Here is a 6,188-nt window from a genome sequence, read left to right on the forward strand (position 1 = left end):
TGTTTCCAAAACCGGATTACGTTCCACCTCTTCCGCGATGAACGCTTCAATTTCGAGCGACGACAATGCCAGCAGTTTAATCGCCTGCTGCAGTTGCGGTGTCATCACCAGCGACTGGCTTTGGCGAAGATCGAGACGGGGTGCTAATGCCATGACGTTATGGTTCCGTCATCGCCGCAAATCACATTGCAAAACTCTCGCCGAGATACAGGCGGCGCACATTGGGGTCAGCGACCAACGCCTCGGGCGACCCTGCGAACAGAACCTGCCCACCATAAATGATGCAGGCGCGGTCAACGATATCGAGCGTTTCGCGCACATTATGATCGGTAATCAGCACGCCGATACCGCGGGTTTTCAATTCTTTCACGAGGTCGCGAATATCGGAAATGGATATCGGGTCGATCCCTGCGAAAGGTTCATCGAGCAACATGATCGACGGATTGGCCGCCAGCGCTCGGGCAATTTCGCAGCGCCGCCGCTCGCCACCGGACAGCGCCATGGCGGGTGCACTGCGCAACCGGGTGAGGCCAAATTCGCCAAGCAATTTTTCCAACCGCTCGTTGCGCGCATCTGCATCGGGTTCTGCCATTTCCAGAACCGCGCTGATATTTTGTTCAACGGTCATGCCGCGAAAAATCGATGTTTCTTGCGGCAAATAGCCCAAGCCCAAAATCGCGCGGCGATACATGGGCAGGTTGGTGATGTCCGCACCATCCAATGTGATGCGGCCGCTGTCGGGCTTTACTAGCCCCATGATGGAATAAAAGCAGGTGGTCTTACCCGCGCCATTTGGGCCAAGCAGGCCAACTACTTCGCCCTTAGCAACCGAGAGCGACACATCGGTCAATACCGCGCGCTTGTCATAGCTTTTGGCTATGGAAACGACACCCAGTCCGGATTGCACGCCGTCTTGCGTCGTCGCATCCGCAGCGGGAGAAGTTGCAGTCATGCTATCCATATCCAAATTTCGCCCGCGATTTTGCCGTTGATATCCAACAGACAGCTAATGAATGCTGACCCATTTTGCAATTGGCATGATTTATGCTGCCCCGTTTTAGAGGCTCTTTGGGGCTGCCCCCTAATTTTTGCGCTGTGGAACGCTAAACGAACCGGTAACGCGGCCGCCCGAATTGCTTGTATTGGCTGGACCACCGGCATTGAGGGTTGATCGGCCGGAATTGAGATCAATGACAAGCCTGCCGCCGTTTAACCGGTTGCTGCCTTGCACCAGATTCACATTGCCAATCAGGGTGATCAGGCTGGAGTCGAGATCATATATGGCCGAGCTGCTGGTTGCGCGCAGATCATCCTTAGTAACGGTAACGCCGCCTGTGGCGTCCAGACGATTGACGTCCACGCCGCCATTGTTGGAATAGGCGGCCGTCACCCGATTTGCCTTGAGCGTCAGCCCCGCCTGCGTTGCAGTTACGCCGCCGGCAAGAACGACGCGGTCTGCGCGATCCTGCAGCTCCATCGAACCCGCAGCGAAATCGACCGGTGCGTTGCTATCATGATTGCGGATGCTTTGTGCCGACGCCGAAGACAGCATCATGATGCCCGCAAATGCGGCGGCCAGTCCAAAGGAGATAGAAGCTTTGCTCATGATGGCCTCACTTAATCGCATTCTGGTTGATACGCAAACGAACGCCGCCATCTAGCCGGATAATGCGCGTATCGAGGTCAGCGCGTAATCGTCCGGCATGGAAAGTCCCGACCTTTGTGCGGCCGCTCACCGGCCCAAAGCTTTGCATCGTCCGGTCTTTCAACGACAGCTCCACATTGCTGGCGACCATGTCATAGCCCGGCGATTCAACCGCCAATGGGCCCGTCACGCGCATGGTTTCCTTGCCAAGGTCATAGCTGCCGCGCTGTGCGATGATGGATGCTGGGCCGTCCTGCAACGATATTCGGCCCGACAATGATGTCATGTCGAGAACAGGTTGTGCCGATGTCTTCTGGACAGCGCTGCCGGCGCGCAGTGAAAAGGGACGGCCTTTGCTGTCTTCGCCGCGATACAGGGCCTCAACAACGCGCAACCGTTCCCGCGACAGATTCACTTCGTCTTTGTTCAGGACAAAGCTGAGTTCCTGCTGTCCGGTAAATGGGCTGAACGCCAATATGGCGACAAGCAAACCGATGATGCTCGGCAAGACAACCCGCATCGCGCGGATAAGGCGGTCATGCCGTCCGCCGGGCAATGCCCAGCGTTGACGATAACTGCGTTCAAGATCGGCCTGTGCGGACATGTGATGTCTCTAACCCGATTAAACCTTAACTGTGCCCGAATATATCGGTCTCTGGCCAGCCAGACAGATCAAGGTTCGCACGGTGCGGCAGAAAGTCAAAGCACGCCTGCGCCAAGTCGGTGCGGCCTTCGCGTTCCAAACGCACGACAAATTCGGCGTGCAAGCGGTGCAGATAGCGCACGTCGCTGGCGGCATAATCTTTTTGCGCTTCGGACAATATGGGACCGCCCCAGTCGCTTGACTGCTGCTGCTTGGAAATGTCTGTCGACAGCATTTCCTTCACCAGTTCCTTCAGCCCGTGGCGGTCCGTGTAAGTCCGAACAAGGCGCGAGGCGATTTTGGTGCAGAATAACGGCGTCGCGACGACGTTCAAATAATGCGAAATCGCCGCCAAATCGAATCGGGCATAATGGAACAGCTTCAAACGGGCGGGATCGGCCAGTACGGCGCGCAAATTTGGTGCAGAAAAGTCACTGTTGCGGCCAAAACGCACCAGATGTTCATCGCCGCGTCCGTCGGAAATCTGCAGCAAGCACAGCCTGTCACGCGGGGTGATGAGCCCCATAGTTTCGGTGTCTACGGCGACGGGGCCATCGGCCAGTACGCCTGCGGGAAGGTCTTCTTCGTGTAAAAATACGCTCATGCTAGCCCCTTGCCCCACCCGACTGTGCAAGGCAAATGAAACTACAGTTGGTGCCCTGCGATTTCCGGCCGCAATATTAGCTATCGCGTAACCTTTTAATGCGATATACAAAATTCTTGCGCAATCACCAACGGCTGCGCTTGTGACGTGCAGTACAGTCGCCCTCGACTGCATAACATAGTGGTTCTGGGCGATGAGAAGGCAAGTAAGAAGTTATGGGTTTTGATCGCAAGCGTGCTGGCAAAGGCCGGGACAAGAGAGATGGTTTCGGTGATGAAAGCTACGACGGTTATCGCGCACCGTCCCCCTACCAAAGTGATTTTGGCGGCGGCCGGTCGGGCGGCGGTTTCGGCGGCGGTAATAGCGGCGGCGGTGGCTTCGGTGCACCTCGGCGTGGCCCAGGCGGCCCACCAATGCCAGCACAAGTCATCGGTTCCGGCAAAGGAATTGTTAAGTTTTTCAATAGCCAAAAGGGCTTTGGCTTCATTCAGGTCGATGGTCGTCCCGATGATGTGTTTGTACACATCAGCGCGGTTGAGCAAGCTGGCCTGACGGGTCTTGCTGAAGGCCAGCCGCTCGAATTCTCGCTCGTTGAGCGTGGCGGCAAGGTTTCGGCAACGGACCTCGTCATCGATGGTGAGCCAATGGAAGTGACCGAGCGCGCACCGCGTCCGGACCGTCCAGCATTTGATCGTGACCGCGCTCCGCGTGGCGATGACCGTGGTGGCTTCCGCGGTGGTGACCGTGATTCGGCACCACGTGGTCCGCAGCGCGAATCGACTGGCGAACGTGCCAATGGAACCGTCAAATTCTTCAACGACATGAAGGGTTTTGGTTTTGTGCAGCGTGATGATGGCGGCGAAGATGTGTTTGTGCACATTTCTGCGCTTGAGCGTTCGGGCATGGGTCAAGTGACTCAGGGCGACCGTTTGGCGTTTGACATCGAAATCGATCGTCGCGGCAAATATTCGGCCACCAACTTGGGCCCGCTTTCCGAATAAGCGCGCTTTAGAATTTCAAAAAGGCGGGTGAAGCACAACGCTTCGCCCGCCTTTTTTGTGTCTATCATGCCTTGCCGATTGTCGCGGCTAGGAACCAGGCGCGCTGTTCGGCCTGGTCCGTCCAGTCGTCCAATAAGCCATCGGTCGCATTGTCGCCGGCTTTATCCGCAAGATCCTTTGCGTCCTTCAATGCCTTAATCAGCGTCTCATTGTCGGCGTGCAGTTCCTTCAGCATCTTGGGTGCATCGGTCGACGTCGAATCATGGTCATTGATCCGCTGCTTGGCGGCGATCGCGCCAATGGACGTCAGCGTATCCTGACCCAGCTTGCGCACGCGTTCGGCGACAAGGTCGGTCGTTGCGATCAATTCGGCCGCCTGTTCATCGAACAGCAGATGATATTCGCGAAAATGCGGACCGGTCACATGCCAATGAAAATTCTTGGTCTTGAGGTAGAGCGCATAATAATCGGCCAGCAGGCCATTTAACGCATCGGCCAGCGCTTTTTTGCTATTGTCACCATGTGCCATGGCAGTTCTCCATCATTCGGGGGTGGGGGAGAATATAATATAGGAACGACGCACGCTATTTACAGCACCTGCCCGTGCGGCAGCGGCAATCAGCTGATGCCATTGGCCTGCGTGGCCAGTACAAAGCCCCATCCCAGCAACAATGCGCCAGACACCCACCGTATCGGTTTCAACGGCACGATTTGGGTCAGCCGCGCGCGCAGGATGACCGCGGGAACCGTTGCGGCCATGATGCCGACGAACCCGCCGACCGCAGCCATGCCCCAATAAGGCGTCCGTGCGCTTTGCGCGGCGATGATGAACTGGCTCTTGTCGCCAAATTCCAGGATAAACAGGCCGAAGAATGCGGTCAGAAATGCCGGGCTTTTCCACCCCAATAACGGGTCGACATTGCGCCGCCACAGCAACATCCCCGCGCCTGCAAAGATATAGGCAAGGCCAGCGAACATCTGAACCGACTGCGCGCTTATCCAGCTGTCGATCAGCGATCCGCCTGCCGCCGAAATACCGCAATTGAGCAAAGTGGCACAAGCGAGTCCGCCAAGAATCGCGTTGTTGTTGCGATATCGCAGCGCGAGCACGGCGGCGAGGATCTGTGTCCGGTCGCCCATCTCGGCGAGGAAAACAGACAGGAATGTGGTAAAAGCAGCGTCCATATTTTCTGCCTTAGCACATCATGATCAAAATAGGATGTATGCGGCGGGCGGACTGAGCTGCGCCGCGAATCGCCTTTGTTTTGGCAATCAAAGCGGGCTATGTTGAGCGCGCTCCAGCATCCGAAAACGCGACGGTGCGGCAAAACGAAGATGCTGAAACCAGTGCAGCGTGACGATTCAGGGGGAATTGGCCCGCTTTGACGTCTGATTTGGGGTTACGGGCTTGACTTTCACCCGCCAAACCAGCAAAGGCCCGCGTCTGTGAACAGCGCGGCCAAACCCTGCGCAGTTTTTTGCGACATTATTTGAACAAAAGGAATGGGCCATGGCGAAGCCAGCCACGATCAAGATCAAGCTGCTCAGCACCGCTGACACAGGTTTCTTCTACGTGACCAAGAAAAATCCACGCAACATCACTGAAAAGATGACGTTCCGTAAATATGACCCCGTTGTGCGCAAGCATGTCGAGTTCAAGGAAGCCAAAATCAAGTAAGCCAACGCGCTGCTTGAATAAGCTATCGATCAGGGCGCCTCGGGCGCCCTTTTTGATTCACGGATTGCCCGCACGCGGTTGGGTTCGATTATCCAATTATCCCCCGAACCGCTTCCAGAAACGTCATCACCGACACCGGTTTTGACAGATAGCCTTTTGCGCCTGCGGCCATGATCCGGTCTTCGTCGCCTTTGCCGGCATAAGCGGTCACGGCGAGCACGGGGATAAGGGATAAAGCCGCGTCCTTTTGCATCGCTTCGATCAGGTCGATGCCGCTGACATGCGGCAGTTGAATGTCCATGATGATGAGGTCCGGCGCAAATGTCCGCGCCTGTTCCAGCGCCAGCCGCCCGTCGCGCACACCTTCAACAACAAACTGGTGTGCGCGTAGCAAGTCAGTGAATAGCTTGAGGTTCAGCTCATTATCCTCAACGATCATCACCTTTTTCGACATTATCGCTCTTTTCCCCTTGGCTTGTCCGGCTCACGCCGGTTTCGGCACCAGCCCTCTCCCCCACCCGGCCACCCAACGATTGTACGCTATGGGTGGTCGGGTGGGGGAGAGGGCTGGTGCCGCGACTTCAAACATGCTTAAGCGAAAGCCATGCATGAAACAA

At 56.4% G+C, this 6,188-nt stretch carries 9 protein-coding genes and 1 pseudogene; 2 read left to right on the forward strand and 8 right to left on the reverse strand.

Translation table 11 applies throughout. The annotated features are described in order from the left end of the window. The 5 genes and pseudogenes from ACILQA_RS09085 to ACILQA_RS09105 all read right to left on the reverse strand — a co-directional run. A pseudogene (locus tag ACILQA_RS09085) lies at positions 1 to 153 on the reverse strand (RNA polymerase sigma-54 factor); the annotation flags it as partial. 28 nt (positions 154 to 181) lie between these two features. After that, complete coding sequence (gene lptB, locus ACILQA_RS09090) at positions 182 to 952, reverse strand: LPS export ABC transporter ATP-binding protein (protein ID WP_395629411.1); 771 nt, start codon at positions 950 to 952, stop codon at positions 182 to 184. Positions 953 to 1,081: 129 nt separating this feature from the next. Then, positions 1,082 to 1,606, reverse strand: coding sequence for an LptA/OstA family protein (locus ACILQA_RS09095; RefSeq protein WP_395629412.1), 525 nt, complete (start codon positions 1,604 to 1,606; stop codon positions 1,082 to 1,084). A 7-nt stretch (positions 1,607 to 1,613) separates the two neighbouring features. Next, complete coding sequence (gene lptC, locus ACILQA_RS09100) at positions 1,614 to 2,249, reverse strand: LPS export ABC transporter periplasmic protein LptC (protein WP_395629413.1); 636 nt, start codon at positions 2,247 to 2,249, stop codon at positions 1,614 to 1,616. 25 nt (positions 2,250 to 2,274) lie between these two features. Beyond that, entirely contained in the window at positions 2,275 to 2,892 is a 618-nt protein-coding gene (locus tag ACILQA_RS09105) for a ribonuclease D (protein WP_333570413.1), read from the reverse strand. Positions 2,893 to 3,107: 215 nt separating this feature from the next. On the opposite strand from ACILQA_RS09105, the gene ACILQA_RS09110 reads away from it, so the two are divergent. Continuing rightward, positions 3,108 to 3,893 carry a cold-shock protein gene (locus ACILQA_RS09110; RefSeq protein WP_395629414.1) on the forward strand — a complete coding sequence of 262 codons (786 nt, stop codon included), beginning with the start codon at positions 3,108 to 3,110 and terminating at the stop codon, positions 3,891 to 3,893. A gap of 64 nt (positions 3,894 to 3,957) precedes the next feature. Here the strand turns inward: ACILQA_RS09110 and ACILQA_RS09115 are convergent, their stop codons facing one another. Both ACILQA_RS09115 and ACILQA_RS09120 read right to left on the reverse strand, forming a co-directional pair. Next, on the reverse strand, positions 3,958 to 4,422 hold the full coding sequence (locus tag ACILQA_RS09115) for a Dps family protein (protein ID WP_395629415.1): 465 nt from the start codon (positions 4,420 to 4,422) through the stop codon (positions 3,958 to 3,960). Positions 4,423 to 4,511: 89 nt separating this feature from the next. After that, a complete protein-coding gene (locus tag ACILQA_RS09120; protein ID WP_395629416.1) occupies positions 4,512 to 5,078 on the reverse strand; it encodes a TMEM165/GDT1 family protein in 567 nt (188 codons plus the stop codon). Between the two features lie 325 nt (positions 5,079 to 5,403). Between ACILQA_RS09120 and rpmG the strand changes: the two genes are divergently transcribed. Next, a complete protein-coding gene (gene rpmG / locus ACILQA_RS09125) occupies positions 5,404 to 5,571 on the forward strand; it encodes a 50S ribosomal protein L33 (RefSeq protein ID WP_125229418.1) in 168 nt (55 codons plus the stop codon). A gap of 88 nt (positions 5,572 to 5,659) precedes the next feature. On the opposite strand, the gene ACILQA_RS09130 is transcribed toward rpmG, so the two are convergent. Next, positions 5,660 to 6,025: a response regulator gene (locus ACILQA_RS09130; RefSeq protein WP_395629417.1), complete on the reverse strand. Its 366-nt coding sequence runs from the start codon at positions 6,023 to 6,025 to the stop codon at positions 5,660 to 5,662. Positions 6,026 to 6,188 lie beyond the last annotated feature (163 nt).

Source organism: Sphingorhabdus sp. (assembly GCF_044239005.1).
Lineage (GTDB): Bacteria > Pseudomonadota > Alphaproteobacteria > Sphingomonadales > Sphingomonadaceae > Sphingorhabdus_B.

Bases quoted from the DNA above. Each gene is read 5' to 3' on its own strand.
- lptB (WP_395629411.1), bottom strand. From the start codon at position 952: ATGACTGCAACTTCTCCCGCTGCGGATGCGACGACGCAAGACGGCGTG.
- ACILQA_RS09095 (WP_395629412.1), bottom strand. From the start codon at position 1,606: ATGAGCAAAGCTTCTATCTCCTTTGGACTGGCCGCCGCATTTGCGGGC.
- lptC (WP_395629413.1), bottom strand. From the start codon at position 2,249: ATGTCCGCACAGGCCGATCTTGAACGCAGTTATCGTCAACGCTGGGCA.
- ACILQA_RS09105 (WP_333570413.1), bottom strand. From the start codon at position 2,892: ATGAGCGTATTTTTACACGAAGAAGACCTTCCCGCAGGCGTACTGGCC.
- ACILQA_RS09110 (WP_395629414.1), top strand. From the start codon at position 3,108: ATGGGTTTTGATCGCAAGCGTGCTGGCAAAGGCCGGGACAAGAGAGAT.
- ACILQA_RS09115 (WP_395629415.1), bottom strand. From the start codon at position 4,422: ATGGCACATGGTGACAATAGCAAAAAAGCGCTGGCCGATGCGTTAAAT.
- ACILQA_RS09120 (WP_395629416.1), bottom strand. From the start codon at position 5,078: ATGGACGCTGCTTTTACCACATTCCTGTCTGTTTTCCTCGCCGAGATG.
- rpmG (WP_125229418.1), top strand. From the start codon at position 5,404: ATGGCGAAGCCAGCCACGATCAAGATCAAGCTGCTCAGCACCGCTGAC.
- ACILQA_RS09130 (WP_395629417.1), bottom strand. From the start codon at position 6,025: ATGTCGAAAAAGGTGATGATCGTTGAGGATAATGAGCTGAACCTCAAG.